This is a genomic window from Streptomyces sp. NPDC032822 (assembly GCF_055578825.1).
Genome location: NZ_JBVIOL010000038.1, coordinates 1 through 20793, shown reverse-complemented (window position 1 = coordinate 20793; position 20793 = coordinate 1). Strand labels below are relative to the sequence as shown.

Annotated in this window: 15 protein-coding genes; 10 read left to right on the top strand and 5 right to left on the bottom strand. The window is 72.0% G+C overall.

What is annotated here, in order from left to right:
* Positions 1-133: 133 nt before the first annotated feature.
* On the bottom strand, positions 134-1273 hold the full coding sequence (locus ACZ5VD_RS43075) for an alpha-hydroxy acid oxidase (protein WP_468685936.1): 1140 nt from the start codon (positions 1271-1273) through the stop codon (positions 134-136).
* A 40-nt stretch (positions 1274-1313) separates the two neighbouring features.
* Positions 1314-2438 (bottom strand): 4-hydroxyphenylpyruvate dioxygenase, encoded by a 1125-nt coding sequence (hppD, locus tag ACZ5VD_RS43070; RefSeq protein ID WP_468553752.1) that lies wholly within the window; start codon positions 2436-2438, stop codon positions 1314-1316.
* A gap of 242 nt (positions 2439-2680) precedes the next feature.
* On the opposite strand from hppD, the gene ACZ5VD_RS43065 reads away from it, so the two are divergent.
* The 8 genes from ACZ5VD_RS43065 to ACZ5VD_RS43030 all read left to right on the top strand — a co-directional run bounded on the left by ACZ5VD_RS43065 (position 2681) and on the right by ACZ5VD_RS43030 (position 14618).
* The gene (locus tag ACZ5VD_RS43065; protein WP_468553753.1) at positions 2681-4216 is read left to right on the top strand and encodes a prephenate dehydrogenase; all 1536 of its coding nucleotides are present in this window, start codon (positions 2681-2683) and stop codon (positions 4214-4216) included.
* 551 nt (positions 4217-4767) lie between these two features.
* Positions 4768-8052: a helix-turn-helix transcriptional regulator gene (locus ACZ5VD_RS43060; protein ID WP_468685926.1), complete on the top strand. Its 3285-nt coding sequence runs from the start codon at positions 4768-4770 to the stop codon at positions 8050-8052.
* A 318-nt stretch (positions 8053-8370) separates the two neighbouring features.
* The gene (locus tag ACZ5VD_RS43055; RefSeq protein ID WP_468553831.1) at positions 8371-9612 is read left to right on the top strand and encodes an aminotransferase-like domain-containing protein; all 1242 of its coding nucleotides are present in this window, start codon (positions 8371-8373) and stop codon (positions 9610-9612) included.
* Positions 9613-9730: 118 nt separating this feature from the next.
* Positions 9731-10906 carry a 3,5-dihydroxyphenylacetyl-CoA synthase DpgA gene (gene dpgA, locus ACZ5VD_RS43050; RefSeq protein WP_468685925.1) on the top strand — a complete coding sequence of 392 codons (1176 nt, stop codon included), beginning with the start codon at positions 9731-9733 and terminating at the stop codon, positions 10904-10906.
* Between the two features lie 17 nt (positions 10907-10923).
* A complete protein-coding gene (dpgB, locus tag ACZ5VD_RS43045) occupies positions 10924-11598 on the top strand; it encodes an enoyl-CoA-hydratase DpgB (RefSeq protein WP_468685924.1) in 675 nt (224 codons plus the stop codon).
* Positions 11595-12902, top strand: coding sequence for a (3,5-dihydroxyphenyl)acetyl-CoA 1,2-dioxygenase DpgC (dpgC, locus tag ACZ5VD_RS43040; RefSeq protein ID WP_468553757.1), 1308 nt, complete (start codon positions 11595-11597; stop codon positions 12900-12902). Before dpgB ends, dpgC begins: the two co-directional genes overlap by 4 nt.
* Positions 12899-13717 (top strand): enoyl-CoA-hydratase DpgD, encoded by an 819-nt coding sequence (gene dpgD, locus ACZ5VD_RS43035; RefSeq protein ID WP_468553758.1) that lies wholly within the window; start codon positions 12899-12901, stop codon positions 13715-13717. The genes dpgC and dpgD overlap by 4 nt, the downstream gene beginning before the upstream one ends.
* Positions 13718-13817: 100 nt before the next feature.
* On the top strand, positions 13818-14618 hold the full coding sequence (locus tag ACZ5VD_RS43030; RefSeq protein WP_468553759.1) for an alpha/beta fold hydrolase: 801 nt from the start codon (positions 13818-13820) through the stop codon (positions 14616-14618).
* A 91-nt stretch (positions 14619-14709) separates the two neighbouring features.
* Here the strand turns inward: ACZ5VD_RS43030 and ACZ5VD_RS43025 are convergent, their stop codons facing one another.
* Complete coding sequence (locus tag ACZ5VD_RS43025) at positions 14710-14925, bottom strand: DUF4177 domain-containing protein (protein WP_468553760.1); 216 nt, start codon at positions 14923-14925, stop codon at positions 14710-14712.
* Positions 14926-15055: 130 nt separating this feature from the next.
* Between ACZ5VD_RS43025 and ACZ5VD_RS43020 the strand changes: the two genes are divergently transcribed.
* Positions 15056-16522 (top strand): aminotransferase class V-fold PLP-dependent enzyme, encoded by a 1467-nt coding sequence (locus tag ACZ5VD_RS43020; protein WP_468553761.1) that lies wholly within the window; start codon positions 15056-15058, stop codon positions 16520-16522.
* 38 nt (positions 16523-16560) lie between these two features.
* Here ACZ5VD_RS43020 and ACZ5VD_RS43015 read toward each other — a convergent pair whose 3' ends face one another.
* Both ACZ5VD_RS43015 and ACZ5VD_RS43010 read right to left on the bottom strand, forming a co-directional pair.
* A complete protein-coding gene (locus ACZ5VD_RS43015) occupies positions 16561-18270 on the bottom strand; it encodes an ATP-binding cassette domain-containing protein (protein ID WP_468553762.1) in 1710 nt (569 codons plus the stop codon).
* Between the two features lie 107 nt (positions 18271-18377).
* A complete protein-coding gene (locus ACZ5VD_RS43010; protein ID WP_468553763.1) occupies positions 18378-19388 on the bottom strand; it encodes an ArsR/SmtB family transcription factor in 1011 nt (336 codons plus the stop codon).
* 88 nt (positions 19389-19476) lie between these two features.
* Here ACZ5VD_RS43010 and ACZ5VD_RS43005 point away from each other — a divergent pair, with 88 nt between their 5' ends.
* A complete protein-coding gene (locus tag ACZ5VD_RS43005; RefSeq protein WP_468553764.1) occupies positions 19477-20703 on the top strand; it encodes an MFS transporter in 1227 nt (408 codons plus the stop codon).
* The last annotated feature ends 90 nt before the right edge of the window (positions 20704-20793 follow it).

Below are 20793 nucleotides of genomic sequence, written 5' to 3'. Positions count from 1 at the left end.
GGACGCCTGGGCAAAAACCAAGGAAAAAAAAAAAGGAGAGGGAAAGGGGGGGGGGAGAGGGGGGGGGGGGGACGGGGAGAACACACACACACCCCCCCCCCCCCCCCCCCCCCGCACCCCCGACCCCTGTTCCCTATCCGCCCCCACAGGGGTTCACCGTCATCGAGGTCCCGCGGACCGTGCGCAGTCGTGCCGCCGCGGCGACGTCCGCGCAGCCGGACAGGCCGAGCGCGTCCCGCAGTTCCTCCGCGAGCAGAGCGAGAACGCGCGCCGCACCCGCCTCCCCGGCCGTGGCCAGGCCCCACATGAGGGGCCGGCCCACCAGGACGCCGTCGGCGCCGAGGGCGAGGGCCCGCAACACGTCGGTGCCCCCGCGCACCCCACTGTCCACCAGCACCTGGCAGTGCCTCCCGACCGCCTCCACCACAGGCCCCAGCGCCTCGACGCTGGGGATGGCGCCGTCGAGCTGACGGCCGCCGTGGTTGGAGACCACGACCGCGTCCACCCCGGCCTCCGCCGCCCGCACCGCGTCCTCCGGCGCGAGCACGCCCTTGAGGACGAGCGGCAGACTCGTCCACTCCCGCAGGGCGCTCACGGTGCGCCAGCTCACCGCGGCGGAGAACGCCTGCCGGGTGTGGGCGGCCATCGCGGACACCTCGTCCCCGGGGCGCCGGTGCGCGGTGGACACCGCGTCCCGGGCGAAGTGCTCGGCGCTCACGTGCGCCGGCAGCGTGAAGCGGTTGCGCACGTCCCGCAGCCGGCGCCCCATCCAGGGAACGTCGACGGTGAGCACGATCGCCTCGCAGCCCGCGTCCTCCGCCCGGCGCACCAGGTTCAGGGCACGCTCCGTGTCCCGCAGCCAGTACAGCTGGAACCACACGGCGCCCCCCAGGGCGGTCAGTTCCTCGACGGGGACGCTGCTCAGCGTGGTGGCGGTGAAGGGCACCCCCGCCGTCTTCGCCGCGCGGGCGACGGCCAGTTCGCCCTCCGGGTGCAACAGGCGCTGGTACGCCACCGGGGCGACGGCGACCGGCATGCTCACCGCCCGGCCCAGAAGGGTGGTGTCCGTCGCGCACGCCGAGACGTCACGCAGGATCCGCGGGACCACGAACACCCGGTCGAACGCGGCGCGGTTGGCGTCGAGCGTCGTCTCGGCACCGCTGCCGCCGGCGACGAAGTCCCCTACGTCGGCGGGGAGCACAGCCAAGGCCTCGCGCTCGAAGTCGGCCAGACACAGGGCCCGTTCCGGCTCCCTGGCGATCGGCCCCGCCACGCGGACGTCGTCGTGGGCGCCGCCCGCCACGGGGCCGGGATCAGCGCTGGAAGCCACGCTGACCCGTCCGCTCCAGTTCCACGGCCTCGTAGAGCGCCTTGATGTTGGAACTGCCGAAGGTCTCGGCCCCCTGCCGCTCGATGACCTCGAAGAACAGGGTGTGCCGTGGGTGGGTGGAGGCGGTGAAGATCTGGAACAGCTGTCCTCCGTGGTCGGCGTCCGCGAGCACGTGCGTGGCCCGCAGGTCCGCCAGCCGCCGCGGATCCAGTGCGATGCGCCCGCCGAGCAGGTCGTAGTAGGTGGAGGGGGTGTTCAGGAAACCGACACCGCGCCGCCCCAGGGCCCGTACGGAGCGGACCGCGTCCCCGGACGAGAACGCCACATGCTGTACGCCGGCGCCCTGATGCCCCTTGAGGAACTCGTCGATCTGCCCGGGCTGCGCGGACGCGTCGGGCTGGATCAGCGTCAGGGTGACCGAGCCGGACGGACTCTGCACGACCTTCGAATCCATGGCCTGGGCGCCCACCACGATGTGTTCCTCGAACACGTCGAGGAAGCCGAGGGTGCGCAGGTAGTAGTCGACGGTGGGCGCCAGGTCGCCGGTGCTCAGGCAGACCGCGAAGTGGTCGATGTCCAACAGGCCCACGTCGTCGGCCCGTTCGTCGAAACCACGCAGCGCCGGCACGAACCCCGACGGCAGGCCCGGGCCCTCACCGGGGGCACGCTGCACCAGGGTGTGCACGACGTCGCCGAAGCCCTCGATCACGGCGCTGGCCTCGGGCCCGCCCGCCGTGCCGGGGCCGCTGTCCGCGTGCCGGGTGGGGCCGCGCCGGGCGCGGGCGCCGTTGGCGACGGCGGCCGCGAACGCGGCCCCCACGTCCGCGGTGCGCAGCGCGATGTCGGCGACACCGTCGCCGTGCGCGGCGACGTAGGCGGAGGCGGGGTGGTGGTCCGAGGTGGCCTGGGTCAGGACGAGGGTGATCAGCCCGTGGCGCAGCGCGATGCTGCGGTGGTCGGCGGAGCCGCCGGTGCCGGTGACGGTGAAGGCATACCGGTCGACCCAGTTGAATACCGCTTCCTCCAGGTGATCGACGTACAGCTCGACATAGTCGACGGCGAGGTCGCCGAGCGGATCCGCGGACCCGGAACTCGATATATTCCGCATGTGTCCCCCAACCAGAAATGGAGCGAGTTTTCTGCACTGTAGGGCGCGTCCCGTGGATTCGGCCACGAACACCGGACCGATTTGGTTGGACAGGAGGACCTGATAGTCGGCAGCAATCCGAAAACGGGATCAGTCGAACCCCTGCCGGTATTCGTCCGCTCTGGTAGTCGGACAGGGCTGGTTCATAAACTCGGTCCGCATTTCACTCGCACGTCGATGGCTTTTGGACGGAGTGATGTCTCATGGTGCGCACGATGGCCGTCGTCGGCACGGGGCTGATCGGCACCTCGGTCGCGCTCGCCGCGAGCCTGCGCGGAGTGACGGTCTTTCTGTCCGATCGCGATCCGCTGGCCGCGCGGACGGCGGCCGCCCTGGGGGCGGGGTGGGCCGAAGAGCCTGTCGGACCGGTGGATCTGGCCGTCCTCGCGGTGCCGCCGAGCGCGGTCGGAGGTGTGCTGGCCCGGGCCCAGCGCCGGTTCCTCGCCCGCAGCTACACCGATGTGGCGAGCGTGAAGTCCGTGCCGGTGAGGATGGCGCTGAGCCAGGCTCCCGACCCGGCCCGCTTCGTCGGTGGGCACCCGATGGCGGGCCGTGAACGGTCCGGCCCGCTGGCGGCGCGGGCCGACCTCTTCCACGGCCGGCCCTGGGCGCTCACCCCGTCCGCGTGCACCTCGGACCTGGCGCTGGCGTTCGCCCGGGAGCTGGTGGAACTGTGCGGCGGGATCCCGGTGCTGACCCCCAGCCGCGAACACGACGATGTCGTGGCACTGACCTCGCACGTGCCGCACCTGGTGGCCAGCCTGATGGCCGCGCGACTGCGCGAGGGGCCCGAGGGGATGTCCCGGTTCGCCGGACAGGGGTTGCGGGACGTCACCCGGATCGCGGGCGGCGACTCACGGCTCTGGGGCGACATTCTCCAGGCCAACGCCCCGGCCATCGCCGGGGTCGTCAGGGAACTGCACGCCGACCTGTCCCTGCTGTTGACCGCGTTCGAGGCGCTGGCCGAAGCGGATCCGCAAGCCGAACCCGGCCACGAGCCCGGTCCCGGGCCTGCCTCCAAGCCCGAGCCCGAGCCGAGTTCCGGGCCTGCCTCTGGGCCCGAGCCGGGTTCCGAGCCTGCCTCCAAGCCCGAGCCCGAGCCGAGTTCCGGGCCTGCCTCTGGGCCCGAGCCGGGTTCCGAGCCTGACTCCGAGCCGGGCCCCGAACGCGGTCACGACTTCGATGGCGCTCTCGACCCCGCAGCCGCACATGACTCCGACGCCGCCTCCGGTCCCGCTCCCGTCCCCGGTCTCGGAGGTCCTTGCGGTCCCCGCCCGGGTGCCGTCCCCGACCCTGCCCGATGCCAACGGGGCCGACGCGACCGCGGTATGAAGACGATGCTCGATCTGCTGGACCGGGGCGTCGCGGGCCTGGCCGAGCTGCCCGAGACCCGGGCGGGCGGGGTGGCCGCCGACGCCGGGATCGTGGTGGCCGTCCCGGGACACCCCGGCGCGTTGCGCGAACTCCTCGTCCGGGTAGGGGAGTTCGGAATCACCTCGGAAGAGACGGTGGTCCTGGCAGCCGGCGGTGACGCCGTCGGCGGAATGCTGGAGGTGCGGGTACCGGTCCCGTCCGAGCTGGCGACACCGGTACTCCACACCCTCCGTGACGAGGGCTGGGCGGCCGAGCCCGAGGTGCCGGCGGATGCCGCGCCCCTCGTGCCGGACGGCACCCGACGGTCGGCGTTCCACTTGCGTGGCTCAGGCCGATCGACCGTCAGGACCGATGGGCACCTCTGATGCGGGCGGGCACAGGGGGGTTTCGGCCAGTTGTGATGAGGGTGGTGTTCCGGCCGTTGTCGTGAACCGGTCGCACCGGCCCGCCGCCGGAACACGGGCGCGGCGAGCTGAGAGCGAGGTGCGAGCGGCCGTCCGGCACGGCCCCACCCCCGCGGCGTGCGGTGCGGGGAGAGGGCCCGGAGGTTTTGCGCCGCGCCGACGAGTACTGGTTTATGCCATTTCATCACCATGAACCCTGCGCTGCCCGTCGTGCGGACACTGTCCGAACTCGCCGTCCTGCCGCCTCTGACCTGTGCCCCGCCTGTGGTTTTCGGAATATGAACGACCACTTTCCCGTGGCCTCCTCGTGAAGATTTCATAGTGCGGAAATAAGGTCTGTCTTGAAACGATCGATACGCTCCGGCCCGCCTGTCCGAAATCCAGACGACGGGCGACAGGATCGAGCCGGTATCTTGGCTGTACCGCTTCCCCTGCATCCGACAGGTCAGCAAGTCACCCCCACGCCTGTATCGGCGCAGACCGGAAGCGGCTCCAATTGGGTTCCTGACTAATTGCGAGGATTTTGCGATTCGGCGGCACCGGGTGCGACGCCGCTGCTGTACGTACGGACATGGATCACGGGGGGTCCTTTGAAGTTCCGAGACGTAAATCTCAGTGAAAGGGATGCAGAGCTACGACTGCTGGAGCAGGTCTATTCGAGATCTGCCAACGGCAGGGGTGCGGTCGCTCTGGTGAATGGGCCGGTCGGCTGCGGGAAAACCGCGCTGATTCAGAACTTCGCGGAACGGGTCAGGGCAGGGGGAGGCCGTTTCCTCTCGGTGACGGCTTCCGCGAGCGAGCGGTTGGACTGGCTGGGGCTCATCGACCGGCTGATGAGTGCCATGCGCGCGGCGGGCATGGTGGAGTACCCGTTCGTCGAGGAGGACGCCGCCGGTCCGGTCGCCGGTCTCGTCGCGATCGAGACGGGAAGGGTCCCGCTCGCCCTGCTCCAGCGCATCTGCCGCGCCGTCATCGGCTTCGCGGGTGCGGGGCCGCTGGTCATCGCGGTGGACGACGTGCACTTCGCCGACGATGCCTCGCTGGACTGTCTCAGCTATCTCATACGGCGCATCGACTCGGCTCCGATCATGGTCGTCCTGACCGAGAGCTCCTGCCACGAGCAGGGCCTGGTGACGTTCCACGCCGAAACCCTGCACCTGCCCTCCAGCCACCGCATCCGGCTGGGGACGCTCGGTCTCGACGGTGTCACGGGGCAGTTGGCCGCACGCGGGATCATCCGTCCCGGGGCGCGGGATTCCGCCGAGCCGTGGGCGCGGGCGAGCGGCGGGAACCCTTTGCTGCTGCACGCCCTCATCGACGACGTGGCGGGCGGTGGCATGCCGCCGGAACCCGGCCTCCCCGCCCCGGTGTCGACAGCTCCCGGCCCCGCCGACCGGCACGCTCCGCGGGGCCCGGAGACGCCCGCGGAACGCCTCCCGGCAGGCCGGGAGACATCGACCGGCCATGGCCCGCCGGACCGGGAGTCGTCCCTCGGCCACGCCGCGGCAACGGAGGAGGGGCACGCCGGCCAGGCCCCGGCGGACGCGGACCGGGAGGCGTGCGCCGGCCACACCCCTTCCCGCCGAGAAGTACCGGGCACGTCCTTCGCGCCCGGCCCGGAACCGGCCGGGGAGCGGCCCCACCTGACCTCGGCGGCCGCCGGCGCGGACGGACCGTCCGCGCCGGGGCCCGTCGGTGTCCGTGTCCGCGTCCCGGTGCCGGGGGAGTCCTTCCGATACGCGGTGCTGCGGTGCCTGCACCGCGGTGAGACGGCGCTGCTCGCCGCCGCCCGGGCCCTCGCCGTGCTCGGAGACTCGGCGAGCCCGGCGCTGATCGCCGACTTCCTCGGCGAGGACATCACCTCGGTGCGCCGCAGTGTCGCCGAGCTGTATGCCGCCGGCCTGGTCTCCGGCGTGCGCTTCCGGCACGAGCGGGCCCGGACGGCCGTGCTCGCCGACATCGCCCCCAGGGATCTGTTCGCGATGCGGTCCGCGGCGGCACATCTGCTGCATGAGAGCGGGGCCCCCGCGATCGCGGTGGCCGAACAGCTGCTCGCCACCCACGATCCCGGTGCCGCGGCCTGGCAGCCCGGCATCCTCCGCCGCGCCGCCCGGGAGGCCCGGGACGCCGGGGACATCGGTGCCGCCGTCGAGTATCTGCGGCATGCCTCCGGCATCTGCGCGGACCCGGACCAGGAGGCCGAGGTGACCGCCGCGCTCGCCGAGACGCAGTGGCTGATCGACCCTCCCCGGGCGTCCCGGTACCTTCCGCAGCTCGAACGCATGGTGCGCGACGGCCTGCTTCTCGGCTCCGAGGCCCTGGGGGTCGTCGAACAACTCGCCTGGCGAGGCGACTTCGCCCAGGCCGACGCGCTGCTGCGGGTCATCGAGGGCCGGTCCGCCGCCGAGAGCGCCGACCTCTGGGACGGCGTCGGCCCGGCCTCGTCCGCCGTCCGGGCGGGCCTTCGCCTGGTACGGCTCCAACTCACCTTCTGGCGGCCCGGGCTGCGCCGCGATCCACGGGGAGGGCCGCGGTCCGGGCCGGACCCCATGTCGGAGGTCCCCGCGCTGCTCCCGGCCGGGGCCATGGTCGACCTGACCGCCGGTCCGGTCACGGTGGGGCACGGCCCGCCGGGAACGCGTGGCACCGCACTCGGCGCCCGCTTCGTGAGCCCGCCCAGCGGCCTGTTCCTCCGCGCGGCCGAGGGCGGCCGTCCGGACGACCCCGTGTCGTGGCCCCAACGGCTGCTGGACGAACCGGGAAACCGGCGCGTGCCCATGCGGCGGGCGCTCCTCGAAGCCCACCGTGCGGCGGAGGCACTGCGCGCCGACGACATCCCCACGGCTGCGCTGGCGTCGCGGGCGGCGCTGACCCTGGTCGGCTCCGAGGCGTGGGGTGTGGTGATCGGCGTCCCGCTGTCCCTGGCGATGCGGGCGGCGACGGCGGCCGGCGACTTCGACACCGCCATGGCGTACCTCGGTGTCCCCCTGCCGGCGGCCATGTTCGAGACTCCTTTCGCCCTGCCCTATGTCCAGGCGCTCGGCCGATACCATCTCGCCGCCGGGCGGCCCGGTACCGCGTTACGGCACTTCGAGACCTGCGGGGAGCTGATGGCGCGGTGGCGGCTCGACGTCCCCGAACTCGTGGACTGGCAGGGGGGCGTGGCGGCTGCCCTCGTGGCGACGGGCCGGGGCGACCGGAGGGGGGAGACGTTCCGGCAGGGGCCGGCCCTGCACCACGAGGAACCGCCGTCCAGGAACGGTGAGCGGCGCTCGCTCCCGCACGGCGACGAGCCGCACGGCGGGGTCGGCACGCTCCGCGCGCTGGTCGCCACCGGCGCTCCCGACGAGCGACTGCCGTTGCTCCAGGAGGCGTTGCGGCTGCTGGAAGCCGGCGGTGATGCGGAGTTCGGGCGGCCACCGGCCGGCGTGGAGGCCGTCCGCTCGGTGTACCGGCACCCCGAGCGGGAGCCGGTGCGCCCGGAGCCGGAGGAACTGCCGCAGCACCACCGCTCCGCGGACGCCGAGCCGTTCGGCGAGCCGCCGGGCGACGGCTTCTTCCCGCACGGCGTACCGGACTCCCTGGCCGAACTCACGGGAGCGGAACTCCGGGTGGGTGCGCTCGCCGCGTCCGGATGCACCAACCGGGAGATCGCCGGAAAGCTCTTCATCACGGTCAGCACGGTGGAGCAGCATCTGACCAAAATTTACCGGAAGCTGAAAGTGCGCAGAAGAAAGGATCTTCCGGCGGACCTCAGAAGGGTCGTCGATCTCTCCGCTTCACCCAAAGGAGGATGAAAACGTACGGCATTGTCGTCCGGTAGGGAAACTCGTCGGCAACTCCCCGTCCAAGTGAGCATTTTGGCGTGTTGGACAACATTGTGACGCAGGTCGGAATCATGTGATCCTGGCCGTCGAAATCAACGCGCCGAAATTCAATACGCCGAGGGGATATCCATGGCCGGACAGAGCCTGGACGACTGTGCGCTGCCGACCCGAGAAGACCTGGCGCCCGGCCTCCCGGAATTCCTCACCACGCGAGGGACCGCGGAGGCCGGGCCCGACCTCCTCAGGAGCGACCTGCACCGCAGCCTCGCCGACCCCGTCCTCGACACGATGAACTTCCTGAACGAGGTCACGCACCGCTACCCGGACGCGATCTCCTTCGCCCCCGGACGGCCGTACGACGGGTTCTTCGACACCGAGCGGATCTTCACCTACCTCCGCCGGTACCTGGACCACCTGGAGTCCCAGGGCTGGTCGGAGGAGGCCGTCCGGACCGCCATGTACCAGTACGGCCCCACGGCGGGGCAGATCCGCGACATCATCGCCGACTCGCTGCGCGCGGACGAGGACATCGACGTGCCGGCCGAGTCGATCGTCGTCACGGTCGGTGCGCAGGAGGCCATGCTGCTGGTGCTGCGGGCGCTCTTCCGCGGCCCGGACGACGTCCTCCTCGTGGCCAGCCCGTGCTACGTGGGCATCACCGGCGCGGCCCGGCTGCTGGACGTGTCGGTGACCGCCGTGGAGGAGCGGGAGGACGGGCTCGCCTGCGCCGACGTGGAGTCGGCGATCCTGCGGGAGCGGGCGGCGGGGCGCCGCCCCCGTGCCGTCTACGTGGTCCCCGACCACTCCAATCCCTCCGGTACCACGATGGACGCGGCGAGCCGTGTCGCGCTGCTGGAGCTGGCCGAACGCCACGGTGTCCTGGTCATCGAGGACAGCCCCTACCGCAGGGTGAGTCCAGGGGTGCCGATCCCGGCCCTGAAGTCCCTGGACCGCTCCCGTACGGTCGTCCACCTCGGCTCCTTCGCCAAGACGGTCTTCCCGGGGGCGCGGGTCGGGTTCGTGGTCGCCGATCAGAGGGTGGCCGACGACACCGGCCGCACCGGCCTCCTCGCCGACGAACTCGCCAAGATCAAGAGCATGGTGACGGTCAACACCTCGTCGCTGAGCCAGGCCGCCGTCGCCGGGGCCCTGCTGTCCGTGGCCGGCCGGATCTCCGAGCTGAACGCGGAACCGGCCGCCTACTACGGGCGGGCCATGCGATCCACGCTGCGGCAGTTGGACGCCCACCTCCCGGCCGCCCGGCGCGCGGCACTCGGCGTGCGGTGGAACGAACCGACCGGCGGATTCTTCCTCACCGTGCACGTCCCCTTCACGGTGGACAACGCGGCCCTCACTCGGTCCGCCCAGGACTTCGGCGTCATCTGGACGCCGATGAACTACTTCTATCCGCAAGGTGGCGGCCTGAACGCCCTGCGCCTGTCCACGAGTTATCTGACGGACACGGACATCGAAGAGGGCATCGCCCGCCTCGCGCGATTCATCGAGGCGCAGAGCGGGACATCGCTCTGACGGCTCGCACCCACTCCTGTTCCAACCGCTTTCCCACGGAAAGGCGACGAAGGCAAGTGACCGGCATCAGTGCACGGAAACCGCGCAGCAAGCCGCGCATGTGGGGATGGACGTTCCGATGACCACAAGCCTCGACCAACTCGACGACCTCGACCGGCTCGATGACCTGGACCGGCCGGACCAGCTCGACCGCCGTCCGGTCCTGACCGGCGACGGATCCCTGAAGACGCCGCACCGGCCCCGGATCGTGGGCGTGGGCACCGCGGCCTCGCCCACCGTCTACACCCAGCAGGAGGTGCTCGACGCCTTCGGCATCACCGACCCCAAGATCGGCTCCGTCTTCCGCAACAGCGCCATCGACCGGCGCCATCTGACCCTGCCCGAACCCGACGCCGACGGCGTCCGCCACCCGGAGTCGCAGGGCGACCTGCTGGACAAGCACAAGGCCATGGCCGTCGGCATGGGCGTCGAGGCACTGCGCGCCTGCCTGAAGCGGGCCGGTGCCGAACTGTCCGACCTGCGGCACCTGTGCTGCGTGTCCTCCACCGGCTTCCTCACCCCCGGCCTGAGCGCCCTCATGATCCGCGAACTGGGCATCGACCGGCACTGCAGCCGCAGCGACATCGTCGGCATGGGCTGCAACGCGGGCCTCAACGCACTGAACGTCGTCGCCGGCTGGTCCGCGGCCCACCCCGGAGAACTCGCCGTGGTGCTCTGCGCGGAGGCCTGCTCCGCCGCGTACGCGATGGACTCCTCCATGCGAACGGCGGTCGTCAACAGCCTCTTCGGCGACGGATCCGGCGCGATCGCGCTCCTGTCGGGGCCCGGTGACGAGGTGTCGGGGGCGACCGAGGGACCGACCGTCCTGAAGTTCGCCAGCTGCATCATCCCCGACGCGATCGACGCGATGCGCTACGACTGGGACCGCGAACTGGACCGGTTCAGCTTCTACCTCGACCCGCAGATCCCGTACGTCGTCGGCGCCCACGCCGAGATCGTCGTCGACCGTCTGCTGGCGGACACCGGCCTGCGCCGCAGCGACATCGGCCACTGGCTGGTGCACTCCGGCGGCAAGAAGGTCATCGACGCGGTCACCGTCAACCTGGGACTGACCCGCCACGACCTGCGGCACACCACCGGAGTCCTCAGGGACTACGGCAACGTGTCGAGCGGCTCGTTCCTCTTCTCCTACGAACGGCTTCTGGACGAGCAGGTGACCAGGCCAGGCGACTACGGGGTGCTGATGACGATGGGACCGGGATCCACGCTGGAGACGGCGCTGGTCCAGTGGTGACGACGGGGGAGAACGCCATGCGAGACCTGAGCGATGTGCTGACACTGACCATCGACGGGAGCCGGCCGCTCACGGCCGGGACCGTCAAGGACCTGACCGTCCTGTGCGACCGGGCCGAGGACCGGGACACCGGCGGGACCGTCACCCTGCGCGTCACCGGCGCGCCCGAGCCGGGCTGGACGGACACCCTGGACGTCGCCCGGGTCACCAAGTGGGAGCGGGCGGTGCGCCGGCTGGAGCGGCTGCCCGCCGGGACCGTCGCCCTCGCCACCGGCGACTGCGGCGGAACGGCCCTCGACGTGTTCCTCGCCGCCGACATCCGCATCGCCACCCCGGACACCCGGCTGCTCGTACCCTTCGACGGGGAGTCCACCTGGCCCGGCATGGCCACCTTCCGGCTCGTCCGGCTCGCCGGCGCCGCCCGGGTGCGCCGCAGCGTGCTCTTCGGGCACCCCCTCACCGCGTCCGAGGCGCTGGAGCTGGGCATCGCCGACGAACTGGCCGAAGGCCCGGACGCGGCGGCGGCCGCCTCGGAGCAGCTGATCGAAGAGCTGTCCGGCAAGGAACTCGCCATCCGGCGCCAGCTGTTGTTCGACGCGCAGCACGCGAGCTTCGAGGACTCCCTCGGCCCGCACCTGGCGGCCTGCGACCGCGTCCTGCGGCGCTCATCCTCCGACGAGCAGGCCGCGTGACGACGGCCCCGCCCCTGCCGGGGTCCGCGCTCGACGGATGGCAGTCCCTGACCGAGGCGGCGGAACAGGCCGAGAAGACGCTGGCCGCACTGCCCACCCCCGCGCACCGCACCGCGGCGCAGCGGGCCACCGCCGACGCCGTGAAGAACCGGGCGCGCGCCGAGCGGGCCGACTTCCTCCGGGCACACGTCGAGGAGGTCTACGACCGGCTCACCGACGCACGCAGCCGCGCACCGCGCATCGGCGAACTGGTCGAGGCGGCCGCGGCCGCCTACCCCGGACTGGTGCCGGCGGCGGAGCCGCTGGAGCGGGAGCGCAGCCGTCCGCAGGCCGACAAGGAGGGCCACGAGATCGACCAGGGCATCTTCCTGCGGGCGGTCCTCCATTCGCCCGTGGCCGGCCCGCACCTCCTGGCGTCCATGCTCCGTCCCACGGACCGGGCGCTCGCGCTGCTGCCGGAGTTCCGGCGGACGGGAGCCGTCCGGATGGAGGCGGTGCGGCTGGAGCGCCGCGACGGGGTCGCCCGGCTGACGCTGTGCCGGGACGACTGTCTCAACGCGGAGGACAACCAGCAGGTCGAGGACATGGAAACCGCCGTCGACCTCGCCCTGCTGGACCCGGGCGTCCGGGTGGGCCTGGTGCGCGGCGGCGAGATGAGCCACCCCCGCTACCGAGGCCGGCGGATCTTCAGCGCGGGCATCAACCTGAAGAACCTCAGCTCCGGAGACATCTCCCTGGTCGACTTCCTGCTGCGCCGCGAACTGGGCTACCTCCACAAGCTGGTCCGCGGGATCCGCGTCGAGGACCCCGTCGCATGGCACACGCCGTACGTCGAGAAGCCCTGGGTCGCCGCCGTCGACGGCTTCGCGATCGGCGGCGGTGCCCAGCTGCTGTTGGTCTTCGACCACGTCCTCGCCGCCTCCGACGCCTACCTCAGCCTCCCGGCCGCGAAGGAGGGCATCATCCCCGGCGTCGCCAACTTCCGCCTCGGCCGGTACGCCGGACCACGGCTGTCACGCCAGGTGATCCTGGAGGGGCGCCGGATCTGGGCGTCGGAACCGGCGGCCCGGCTGCTGGTCGACGAGGTCGTGGAGCCGGCGGACCTGGACGCCGCGGTGGAACGCAGTCTGGCGCGGCTCGACGGTGAGGCGGTGCTGGCCAACCGGCACATGCTCAACCTCGCCGAGGAACCGGAGGATGCCTTCCGCACGTACATGGCGGAGTTCGCGCTGCAGCAGGCGCTGCGCCTGTACGGGGCCGACGTGATCGACAAGGTGGGCAGGTTCGCGGCGGACTCCTCGTGACGGCGGACCGCGACGACGCCGACCGCCCTCGGGTGCGGTACGAGAAGAAGGACGGCGTGGCCCGCGTCACCCTCGACCGGCCCGAGGTCCTCAACGCCATGGATCTGCGCATGCACGAGGAACTCGCCGCCGTATGGGACGACGTGGAGGCGGACGACGAGGTCCGTGTCGCGGTCCTGACCGGAGCGGGAGACCGGGCGTTCTCCGTCGGCCAGGACCTCAGGGAACGGGCCCGGCTCACCGCCGAGGGGGCCGCGCCGACGACGTTCGGCAGCCGCGGCCTGCCCGGCTGGCCACGGCTCACCGAACGGTTCTCCCTGTCCAAACCGGTCCTGGCGCGGGTGCGGGGCTACGCGCTCGGCGGCGGCTTCGAACTGGTCCTCGCCTGCGACCTGGTCATCGCCTCCACGGACGCGGTGTTCGCCCTCCCGGAGGCACGGCTGGGCCTGGTCCCCGGCGCGGGCGGCGCGTTCCGGCTGGCCCGGCAGCTGCCCCTCAAGACCGCGATGGAGTATCTGCTCACCGGACGCCGGATGGACGCGGCGACCGCACTGCGCCTCGGGCTGCTCAACGAGGTCGCCGAGCCGCGGGAACTCGACGACAGGGTCGCCGCCTTGACCGACGACCTCGTCCGCAGCGCGCCCTTGTCGGTGCGGGCCATTAAGGAGTCCGTCATGCGCTCGCTCGACCGGCCGCTGGAGGAGGCCTTCACCACCCGCTACGCCTGGGAGGAACGGCGTATGCACAGCGCGGACGCCGCGGAGGGCCCCCGAGCCTTCGCCGAGGGCCGCGACCCGGTCTGGTCCGGGCACTGAAGAGACGCCGAATCCCAGGGGTCCGCCGGACAGGGGACCGACCGTGTCGGCGGGCTCCTGGGCCGAGCCTGTGGCCGATCCGCAGGAAAGGAGTACATCGATGCAGATGGCGCACGTCAACGGAGTGGATCTCTGGTTCGGCGACCATGGTCGTGGTGAGCCGGTGGTGATGGTGGCCGGAACCGGCGCGCCGGGCCGTGTGTGGCACGCGCACCAGGTGCCCGCGCTGCGGCGCGCCGGCCTTCGGGTGATCACCGTCGACAACCGGGGCAGCGGAATGACCGCCGAGGGACCCGAAGGATTCACCCTCGACGACCTGGTCACGGATGTCGCGGCCCTGATCGAGCACCTGGGACAGGGGCCCTGCCGGGTGGTCGGCCATTCGCTGGGCGGGATCGTCGTGCAGGAACTCCTGCTCGCCCGGCCCGACCTCGTCAGCCGGGCGGTCCTGATGTCGAGCTGCGGGCGCGCGGACGAACTGATCAGGGCGATGGCCGCCGCCGACCGCGATCTCGCCGACAGCGGCGTCAAACTCCCGCCCGCCGTGTCCGCGTACCAACTCGCGCTGCAGAACCTCGCCCCGCGCACCCTCAACGACGAGGCGAAGCTGCGGGACTGGCTCGCCGTGCTGGAGATGACCACGCCCGACCCGGCGGCGGTCCGCCGGCAGCTCGGCCTGGAGGTCATCCCCAACCGCCTCGCCCACTACCGGGCGATCGACCGCCCCTGCCTGGTCCTCGGCTTCCGGGACGACCTGGTCGTCCGTCCGCACCTGTCCCGGGAACTCGCCGAGGCGATCCCGCACGCCCACTACACCGAGATAGCGGACTGCGGCCACTACGGCTATCTGGAACGCCCGGACACGGTGAACGAGGCCCTCACCGGCTTCCTGACCCACTGAGCGGACGGCCGACGAGACCGGCCCCGTGCGGTACACGGGATCCTCGGACGGCCCCGCCGGCCGTCCGAACGGAACTCCCGACTCGTGAGACCTAGCCGCGAGGCCGCTCCAGTGTCAGCAGCAGCCCCTCCACGGCGCCGGGCCCTATACGGCCCTTGACGTCGGCGGACGTGATCGCCTTGAGCGCCCAACCGTCCTCGGCGTGCTTGTTCAGCACCTTCTCCAGCTTGCCCGCGTCCAGGGCGTCACCGATCAGGGATTCCCGGAAGGTGACGACCTTGTACTCGTACGGTGAGGGGTTGCTCATGGCTACGGGGTTCTCCTGCGCTTCGGTCGGCTTGGTCGAGGCCCACCCAATCACTCTTCGGCGACGTGGCACAGCGGCGGGCCCGCCCCCGCGGATACCTTTGTCGAAGCTTCATTCGGGAGGGGTACTGATGGACGAGACGCACGCCACCAGCCACATACGCGGCCCGGGAGCAGACCACTTCGACGGCTTCGCCGCTTTGCGGGCACGCGAGTTCGGCTTCCTCGACGAGGGCGGACACACCTATCTCGACCACACGGGCGCCGGGCTTCCCCCGCGCTCCCTCGTCACGGGGAGCGCCCGCCGGATCACCGGCGGACTGTTCGGCAACCCGCACTCCGAGAGCCCGGCCTCGCGCGCCTCCGGGCTGCTGCTCGCCGAGGCCCGCCGGGCGGTCCTGCGGCACTTCAACGCCGATCCCGCCGAGTACGCCGTGATCTTCACCGCCAACGCGACGGGCGCCCTGCGTCTGGTCGGCGAGGCGTATCCGTTCACGCGCGGCAGCCGGCTCGTGATGTCGCTCGACAACCACAACTCGGTCAACGGCCTTCGGGAGTACGCGCGGGCCCGGGGCGCGGCGACCGCCTACGTCCCCGTGAGCGGTCCCGGCCTGCAGATGGACGGGAGACGGCTGCGGGCGGCGCTGTCCGCACGCGGCCGGAGAGCGGGCCTTGCGCGAGGACGTGACACCGGCCGGGCGCGTGGACTGCTGGCCTATCCGGCGCAGAGCAACTTCACCGGTGTCCAGCACCCGCTGGAGTGGATCGCGGGCGCCCAGGCCTACGGCTACGACGTGTTGCTCGACGCGGCGGCCTTCGTACCGGCCAACTCCCTGGATCTGAGCCGGTATCACCCGGACTTCACCGTGGTCAGCTGGTACAAGGTCTTCGGCCACCCCACCGGCGTCGGCAGCCTCATCGCCCGCCGGGCGGCCCTCGCCCGGCTGCGCCGCCCCTGGTTCTCGGGCGGCACGATCTACGCGGTCAGCGCCCAGGCCCAGTGGCACGTCCTCGCCGACGACGAGGCCGCCTTCGAGGACGGCACCGTCAACTTCCTGTCCGTACCGGACGTGACGGCCGGACTCGCCTGGATCGACCGCATCGGAATGGACCGCGTGCACGCCCATGTCACCGAACTGACCGGCCGGTTACTCACCGGGTTACGGACGCTGCGGCACAGTGACGGCTCCCCGATGGTCCGGGTGTACGGCCCCGAGCGCGCCGACGCGGCCCGCGGCGGCACGATCGCCCTCAACCTGCTCGGAGCGGACGGCCGGATCGTCGACGAGCGTGTCGTCACCCGCGACAGCGCCGCGCGCGGCATCTCCCTGCGCACGGGCTGCTTCTGCAATCCGGGTGCCGGAGAGGCGGCCTTCGCCCTGCCGCTGAATAGACTGCGCTCGGCATCCCGCAGCCAACTCGGTTCCCTGGAGGACTACTTGGCGCTGCTCGGCCTGCCGTCGGCGGGCGCCGTCCGGATCTCCCTGGGGGTGTCGTCACAGCCCAAGGACATCGAGACGTTCCTGACGTTCGTGACCCAGACCTACCGGGACCGGGTGCCGGAGGCGGCCGGACTGGCCGCACGGGTGGGCTGCTGAGCCCGCTGACGTCCAAGACCCTGTGTTGCGACGGGAGTTCATCGCCCCGCCCGGCTCCTGACCGCCCCCTCCCGGCACTTGCGCACCAGGATCACCCACGTCGACGCCACGAACACCACGGCGCAGCCCACCAGGATCACCCATCCCCGACTCGCCGGATGCCCGAACGAGTTCCCGTACGAATCCAGCAGCGGCGGCCCCAGCGGCGAGCCGCCCGCCCGCCACAGCGACTCCAGACCGACCCCGCTGCCCAGCGCCTCGAACGCCCAGCGATTGGTCATCGCCCAACTGATCGCCTCCCCGGCCGCCGTCATCCGGGGAACCGGCACGAAAGCCCCCGAGAACAGCACCTGGGGGAAGCAGAGCAGCGGCAGCATCAGCGTCGCCTGCCCAGGCTCCGACACCGCCGCCGAGGCGAGCAGTCCCAGTGCGAGGGCGGCGGCCGAGGCCAGCACACTCGACACGAACAGCGACCCGTAGGTGCCCCATCCCGCCGCGGGCAACCGGTCCAGAGCGCGCAGCACCACCAGTAACAGCGCGTCCGCGACGGCGAGTACCGGCAGCATGGTCGTGAGTTTCGAGGCGATGTACGGACCGATCCGCAGCCCCGCGAGCCATTCGCGACGCAGTACGGGCAGCTCGGTGCAGATCTGGAGCAGCCCGTACGTCAGCCCGAAGAAGAACGCGCCGAACGCGATCCAGAACATGATCATCGCCGTCGACCCCGGATCGGTCGCCGCGGGATCGAACGCGCCCGCGCGGAAGAGCACCGCGAACATCGCCACGATCATCACCGGAGACCCCGCCAGAACGGCGACCGACAGCCGGTTGTGCAGCAGCAGCGCGGTGCCGCGACGGGTCAGGAGCGCCCACTGGCGCAGGGCGCCAACGCGCGCTGCACCAAGGGGTGCTGACGAGTCATCGGGCGGCTGGCGGTCGTCGGCGTTCGGAGCGGCCCGCTCGACGCGCACACCGTCGGCCACCGCCTCGTACACCTCCTCGACGGTGCCGACGCCGAAGGCACCGCACAGGGCGGCGGGTTCGCCCGCGTACGCGACCTCGCCGCCGGAGGAGAGGAACACGACCTGGTCGCAGCGCAGGAGATCGGCGAGGACATGGGTGGTCAGTACGACGGTGGTGCCGTCCTCGGCCAGTGCGCGCAGGGTTCGCAGCAGCGCCGCCCCCGTGACCGGGTCGAGCCCGGACGTCGGCTCGTCGAGGAAGAGCACCCTCGGCCGGGTGAGCAACTCGACCGCGATACTGGCCCGTTTGCGCTCACCGCCGCTCAGCGCGCGCACGGGCGTCCCGGCCCGCCGGGACAGGCCCAGGGTCTCCAGGACCCGGTCCACGTTCTCCACGACGGTGCCGGCCGGCGTCCCCGCAGGCATGCGCAGGCCCGCCGCGTACACCAGTGTCCGGTGCAACGGCAGCTCGCGGTGGATGATGTCCTCCTGCGGCACGAACCCGAACTCCGGCCCCGGAGCCCCGGGTCGCGCCCCGTCGTGCAGCACCTCGCCCTCGGCGGGCGCGCTCAGCCCGGCCAGCGTCTGCAGCAGCACCGTCTTGCCCGCACCGCTGCTCCCGGCGATCACGGTGAGCTGCCCGGGCGCCACCTCGAACGACACGTCGTGCAGCACCCGACCGGCCCCGCGGACGTCCCGGCTCGCCCGACACGCCTGTAGGCGCAGGCCGTTGACCGAGGGGAGCGGAGTATCGAGGGATGCGCGGGGGCGCGGCGGCGTCGACATGGGTGCAGCATGCCAGGGGAGGCGTTCTCGGCATGCCCTCGGAACAACCTCCGCGGGCCGGAAGCATCCGGTCCCGGTCGGCCGAGATCAGTCCGGGACGGTCCGGGTCAGTCCCGCGCCGGGAGTGCGTCCCCGCCACCGGTACCGGTACCGCCCCCCGACGCCTCCACGAGCACCTCCCCGGCCGGCGTCCGCAGGTACAGCACCGACCGCCCGGCCCGCCGCCGCTCCAGCAGCCCCGCGTCCAGCAGCACCCGCAGGTGACGGCCCACCGACCCCAGCCCCTGCCCGGTCACGGCGACCAGCTGGGTCGTGCTCATGGGAGTCCCGACCAGCACCAGCAGTGCGGCCCGCGCGGTCCCGATCAGCGCTCCGAGCCCGGCCGGGACGGGCCGCCGGTCGTGGTCCTCGGCGAGCACCCCGAGACACGGGTAGACGACGGCGTACCGCTCCCGCCCCTCCCACGACACCCAACTGGTCCTCGGAGTCACCGGCATGAACAGCAGCTCGGCCCCGGCGGCGATCTCCCGCGGCGGATACGCGTTCACGTTGACCTGGAACCGGCTCTCCCCGAGCCACCGCGTCCCCGGCTTCAGCGAGTCCAGTACGGCAGCCCAGCCGCCCTGGCTCACGCGGGCGGTCCGCGCGACCATGTCGGCCTCCAGGACGCGCCGCCGACGCTCCCAGTACGGCCGCACGCTTTCCTCCCAGACGTGCGTGAGGAGCGCGGTCGCCCGTTCCGGCAGGTCGTCCCGCTCCAGGGCGGCGGGGAGCGGGCCCTTGAGGCAGACACGGAGGTTGGCCCGGGCCTCCCCGGCACCGGCCCCGCGCACCCGGGCCACGGTCTCCTCGAAACTCTCCCCCTCGCACGAGGTGGGGCAGAAGAAGTCGGCGATCCAGTTCGTGCCGATGGCCACCTGCACGAGCCGTGCCACCACCGGATCGGCCACCAGACGGGCGCGGTAGCCGGGCAGGTGGGTGCGCAGCCAGGCATCCTCGCCCGGATGGGCGCCGGTCCCGGCGTGCAGCAGTCTCAGGCTCGCGAAGGTCTCGGCGAACGGCGAGAGCACGAACCGGCTGCGGGCGAGGGTGTCGGTGTCGATCTGCCACAAGCCCATGCGCACGACCCTAAGCCCGGACGTACGACCTTTCGCGCGTGGGCGAAACAGTGAACACGGCCCCCGGGCCGCACCGAGACTTCGGCGCATGCGCAGCTACCGAACCCTGTTCCGCACCCCTGAGTTCACCCCGTACCTGCTGTCCTTCGGCGCCTTCGCCGCGGCCCAGACGATCGGCGGCCTGGCCCTCGCCACGCTGGTCTTCAGGGTCACCGGCTCCCCTCTCCTGTCGGCGGTGAGCATGTTCGGCCCGCAACTGGCGCAGTTGCTGGGGGGCGCGTTCCTGCTCTCCGCGGCCGACCGCCTGCCCCCGCGCGCCATCCTGTGCGTCCTCGCCCTCGCCTTCGCGGCCGGCACGGCGGTGCTGGCGCTGCCCGGCCTGCCCCTCTGGGGGATCTTCGCCGTCGTGCTCCTGCAGGGCCTGGTCGCGTCGCTGGGCGGGGGAGTGCGCGGGGGACTGCTGAACGAGATCCTGTCCAAGGACGGCTATGTGCTGGGCCGTTCGGTGTCCAACATGCTCTGGGGTCTGACACAGATGGCCGGGTTCGCCACGGGCGGCCTGCTGTTGGTGCTCCTGACCCCGAGGACGTGCCTGCTCCTGGCCGCGGCGCTCTACGTGCTGTCGGCCCTCGTCACCCGCCTGGGTCTCACGGCCCGCCCAGCGCGCTCCGCGGGCCGCCCCTCCGTCGCGGCGACCTGGCACACCAACGCCCTCCTGTGGTCCTCGCGCCCCCGCCGCCTGGCCTACCTGGGCCTGTGGATCCCCAACGGCCTGATCGTCGGCGGCGATTCGCTCTACGTCTCCTACGCCCCCTCAGCCGCCGGCCTGCTGTACGCGTTCGGGGCACTGGGCATGTTCGCGGGCGACATGGCGGTGGGCCGCCTGGTGCCGCCCGCGGTACGCCCCCGTCTCGCGACCCCGCTGCGCCTGCTCCTCGCCGCTCCCTACCTGTTCTTCGTCCTACGGCCGGGAGTCGCGCTGGCGGCGGTGGCCGTCACCGTCGCCTCCGTCGGCTTCGCCGCGAGCCTGGTCCTGCAGGAACGCCTGATGTCCCTCACCCCCGACGACCTCGCGGGCCAGGCCCTCGGCCTGCACGCCACCGGCATGGCCGCCTTCCAGGGCATCGGGGCCGTCCTCGCGGGCACACTGGCCCAACTGACCTCCCCGGCCACGGCGATGACGCTGATGGCCACCGCGTCGGTCGCCGTGACCCTGACCCTCGCGGCGCTGGGCGGACACGAACCACGACAGTCGGCCGCACCCGCCACGAACCCGGACGTCCCGTCGGAACCCGCCGCCCCGGACAGGTCCTAGGGCCTGTGTGACGTTGTGATCAGCCAGTTGCCTCCAGCAGGTCGTTGATCCAGATCATTGAGGCACGGAGGTGGAGGCCGGCGAGGTAGC

Bases quoted from the DNA above. Each gene is read 5' to 3' on its own strand.
- hppD (WP_468553752.1), bottom strand. From the start codon at position 2,438: ATGCGGAATATATCGAGTTCCGGGTCCGCGGATCCGCTCGGCGACCTC.
- ACZ5VD_RS43065 (WP_468553753.1), top strand. From the start codon at position 2,681: ATGGTGCGCACGATGGCCGTCGTCGGCACGGGGCTGATCGGCACCTCG.
- ACZ5VD_RS43055 (WP_468553831.1), top strand. From the start codon at position 8,371: ATGAACTTCCTGAACGAGGTCACGCACCGCTACCCGGACGCGATCTCC.
- dpgA (WP_468685925.1), top strand. From the start codon at position 9,731: ATGACCACAAGCCTCGACCAACTCGACGACCTCGACCGGCTCGATGAC.
- dpgB (WP_468685924.1), top strand. From the start codon at position 10,924: ATGCGAGACCTGAGCGATGTGCTGACACTGACCATCGACGGGAGCCGG.
- ACZ5VD_RS43030 (WP_468553759.1), top strand. From the start codon at position 13,818: ATGCAGATGGCGCACGTCAACGGAGTGGATCTCTGGTTCGGCGACCAT.
- ACZ5VD_RS43025 (WP_468553760.1), bottom strand. From the start codon at position 14,925: ATGAGCAACCCCTCACCGTACGAGTACAAGGTCGTCACCTTCCGGGAA.
- ACZ5VD_RS43020 (WP_468553761.1), top strand. From the start codon at position 15,056: ATGGACGAGACGCACGCCACCAGCCACATACGCGGCCCGGGAGCAGAC.
- ACZ5VD_RS43015 (WP_468553762.1), bottom strand. From the start codon at position 18,270: ATGTCGACGCCGCCGCGCCCCCGCGCATCCCTCGATACTCCGCTCCCC.
- ACZ5VD_RS43010 (WP_468553763.1), bottom strand. From the start codon at position 19,388: ATGGGCTTGTGGCAGATCGACACCGACACCCTCGCCCGCAGCCGGTTC.
- ACZ5VD_RS43005 (WP_468553764.1), top strand. From the start codon at position 19,477: ATGCGCAGCTACCGAACCCTGTTCCGCACCCCTGAGTTCACCCCGTAC.